The 3,563-nt window shown below is 75.4% G+C and carries 4 protein-coding genes; 1 reads left to right on the forward strand and 3 read right to left on the reverse strand.

Annotation, left to right across the window (positions count from 1 at the left end; translation table 11 throughout):
* A partial coding sequence (locus tag GTW67_RS00585) for an anti-sigma factor (RefSeq protein WP_161162811.1) occupies nucleotides 1-228 on the forward strand: 228 nt, incomplete at its 5' end.
* Between the two features lie 28 nt (nucleotides 229-256).
* Here the strand turns inward: GTW67_RS00585 and GTW67_RS00590 are convergent.
* The 3 genes from GTW67_RS00590 to GTW67_RS00600 form a co-directional block, all read right to left on the reverse strand.
* A complete protein-coding gene (locus GTW67_RS00590) occupies nucleotides 257-1,072 on the reverse strand; it encodes a DUF1295 domain-containing protein (RefSeq protein ID WP_161162812.1) in 816 nt (271 codons plus the stop codon).
* Entirely contained in the window at nucleotides 1,069-2,379 is a 1,311-nt protein-coding gene (locus tag GTW67_RS00595; RefSeq protein ID WP_161162813.1) for a class I SAM-dependent methyltransferase, read from the reverse strand. The genes GTW67_RS00590 and GTW67_RS00595 overlap by 4 nt, the downstream gene beginning before the upstream one ends.
* The coding region (locus GTW67_RS00600; RefSeq protein ID WP_161162814.1) for an SAM-dependent methyltransferase at nucleotides 2,376-3,563 on the reverse strand (1,188 nt) is incomplete at its 5' end. The genes GTW67_RS00595 and GTW67_RS00600, both read right to left, overlap by 4 nt.

Here is a 3,563-nt window from a genome sequence, read left to right on the forward strand (position 1 = left end):
GCCTCGGGGATGGCCGAGCCGCCCCGGGGCAAGGTGTACCAGCTCTGGTTCGACGACCACGGCACGATGCGCTCGGCGGGCCTGATGGATCCGGGCCGGAAGAGTCAGGCGGTCCTGATGGAGGGGGCCGTCGACGGCGCGGCCGGTGTCGGCATCACCGTCGAGCCGGCCGGCGGGTCGCCGCAGCCGACGACCACGCCGATCGCCCTGATGACCATGCCGGCCTGAACCGGGCGGGCCCGCGCCGGACCTTGCCTCAGGGCCGGGTCCGGGGCGGGCGCGGGAAGAAGCCGCTGGTGCGGGCCGTGTACTCGGCCCAGCCGGGACGGCCGGCCATGTGCTGCTCCAGGAGCCGTTTCCCGCTGCCGCCGATGAGCAGGTACGTCATGACCAGCGGGGAGACGGCGGAGACGGCCGCGGCCGGGGCGCCGGCGTCGCAGGCGACGAGGAACAGGCCCCACCAGACGAGGAAGTCCCCGAAGTAGTTGGGGTGCCGCGTCCAGCTCCACAGGCCCCGGTCCATCACACGGCCCCGGTTGGCCGGGTCGGCCTTGAACCGGGCGAGCTGGGCGTCGCCGACGGCCTCGAAACCCAGCCCGACGGCCCACACGACGGCCCCGGCCCAGGCCAGGGCCGTCATCGGGCCCGGACCGTACGCGGCGGCCTGCACCGGCAGCGACACCAGCCACACGAGGGCGCCCTGGAGGAGGTAGACCATGCGCAGGGCGTACAGGTTCCGGTTGCCGTGGGCCTTGGCTAGCAGGGCCTCGTAGCGGGGGTCCTCGCCGTGGCCCCGGCCGCGTCGGGCGATGTGCGCGGCCAGCCGCAGACCCCAGACAGCGGTCAGCACGGTCACCAGGACCCGGCGCCCCGCGTCTCCCTCCCCCGCCGCCGTTGCCGCCGCGCAGGCGGTGACGGCGACCGCGGCGAAGCCGATCCCCCAGGCGACGTCCACCACCCGGTGGACGCCCTTGCGCACGGCGACCGCGAAGGTGGCCAGCATGACGGCGAGCGCGGCAGCGGCGGACCAGCCGAGGCCGACGGCGAACGCGCCCCACGGGAAGCCGCTCACGGGCGCTCCAGCCGCGCGTACCACTCCGCCGGCGTCGCGGGCATGCCGCTGACGCCCTCCCGGGTGGGCCGGACACCGAGGATCTGGTCGACGCCCATGCGCCGCTGCTCGAAGGCGAGGGCGCCGCCCACGAGGTAGAGCCGCCACACCCGGGCCGTCTCCTCGCCGACGAGGCGGACGACGTCGTCCCAGCGGCGTTCGAGGGTCTGGTGCCAGGCGGCGACCGTGCGGATGTAGTGCTCGCGCAGCGACTCGGTGTGCCGGACCTCCAGGCCCGCCTCCTCCAGGAGCTGCACGGTCTCGCCGAGCGGGCGCATGTGCATGTCGGGTGCGATGTAGGCCTCGATGAAGGCGCCGCCGCCGGGCGCGCTGCGGCCCCGGGACATCTGCTGCACCAGCACACGGCCGCGAGGGCGGACCAACCGGTGCAGGGCGGCGGCGAACGCCGGGTACTCGGCGTCCCCGACGTGCTCGCCCATCTCGACGGTGGAGACGGCGTCGTAGTCGCCGCCGGTGATGTCGCGGTAGTCCTGGCAGATCACCTCCACCCGGTGCTCCAGCCCGCGTGCGCGGACCTGCTCCCGCACGTGCGCCGCCTGTTCCTGGGCCAGGGTGACGGCGGTGACCTGCGCCTTGTGCTGTTCGGCCGCGTACAGGGTGAGCGAGCCCCAGCCGCAGCCGATGTCGAGCAGGCGGGCGCCGGCGGTCAGGCCGAGCTTGCGGCAGATCAGTTCCAGCTTGGCGCGCTGGGCGCCGGCGGGGTCCGCGTCGGGTTCGCCGTTCGCCCAGTAGCCGCACGAGTAGGCCATGGTCTCGTCGAGGAGGAGGCGGTAGAAGTCGTTGGAGAGGTCGTAGTGGTGGCTGATGGCGGCGCGGTCGCGGGACCTGGTGTGCAGGCCGCCGCGCAACCGGGCCTGGGAGGCGGGCGCGGGAGGGCGGGGGCCGACGGCGCCGAGGCGGACGGCGGTGCCGACGGCGCGGGCCTTGTCCGCGAGGCCGGGGCGGGGTGCGTGCAGCCGGCGTTCGCGGGTGGCGGCCCACATCAGGCGCAGGCCCCCGGCCAGGTCGCCGTCGATGTCGATCTCACCGGTGACGTAGGCCTGGGCCAGGCCCAGTTCGCCGGGCTGCCACAGCAGGCGGCGCAGGGCGCGCCGGGAGCGGACGACGATCGCGGGGGCGTCGGCGGGGCCAGTCTCGGTGCCGTCCCAGGCGCGCAGGCGCACGGGCAGGGGGCCGCCGAGCGCGTCCTCGGCGAGCCCGGCGAGCCGGTGGGCGGCGCCGGTCCGGGCGGTGCGGGCGGTGGTCATCGGGCGGGGTTCTCCTTCGTGAACAGGTACTGCTGGACGTCGAGGTAGGCGGCGCGGAAGCCGGCCTCGGAGTAGGCGAGGTAGAAGGTCCACAGGCGCCGGAACGTCTCGTCGAAGCCGAGGGCGCCGGCCTCGTCGGCGCGTTCGGTGAACCGCTCCCGCCACAGGCGCAGCGTCTCGGCGTAGTGGGCGCCGAAGCCGTCGCGGCGGGCGACGCGCAGCCCGGTGTGGTCGCGGACGGTGTCCTCGACGGCCTCGGTGGAGGGGATCAGGCCGCCGGGGAAGACGTACTTCTGTATCCAGGTGTGGGTGTCGCGGGCGGCCAGCATGCGGTCGTGCGGCATGGTGATGGCCTGGAGGGCGGCCCGGCCGCCGGGGGCGAGGCGCTGGTCGAGGGTGCGGAAGTAGACCGGCCAGAACTCGGCGCCGACGGCCTCGATCATCTCGACGCTGACGACGGCGTCGTAGGTGCCGTGCTCCTCGCGGTAGTCGCGCAGTTCGACGCGGACGCGGTCGGCGAGGCCGGCCTGCCGGGCGCGTTCGACGGCGCGGTCGCGCTGTTCGCGGGAGAGGGTGAGCGTGGTGACGTGGGCGCCGCGTCCGGCGGCGCGCAGGGCGAGTTCGCCCCAGCCGGTGCCGATCTCCAGCAGGCGGGTGCCCTCGCCGACCTCGGCGAGGTCGAGCAGCCGGTCGATCTTGCGGTGCTGGGCCGCGGCGAGCGACGCGGGGCGGGCGGGAAAGCCGAGGAAGACGGCGGAGGAGTAGCTGAGGGTCTCGTCCAGGAAGAGGGCGAACAGGTCGTTGGACAGGTCGTAGTGGCTGCTGATGTTGTCCCGGGCGCCCTCGGGGGTGTTGCGCCGGGCGGCGGGCTGCCGCTGGGCCCACAGGCCGCGCAGCCGCTGGAGCGGGGCGGGGACCAGGTCGGCCGCGTGGGCGGCGAGGACGGTGAGGGCGCCGACGAGGTCCGGGGCGTCCCACTCCCCCGCCATGTAGGACTCGCCGAAGCCGATGAGCCCCTGGGCGCCGATCCGCCCGTGGAAGGCGTCGGGGTCGTGAATCTCTACGAGCGGTCCGCCGAGGCCGATTGTGTCGCCGCCGGCGAACCGCACCCGCAGCGGCAGCCGGTTCAGGGCGCGGCGCAGGACGGCGGCGGCCACGGCGCGGCGGGCCCGGCCGGCGCGGGG

This window comes from Streptomyces sp. SID5910 (assembly GCF_009862125.1).
Classification (GTDB): domain Bacteria; phylum Actinomycetota; class Actinomycetes; order Streptomycetales; family Streptomycetaceae; genus Streptomyces.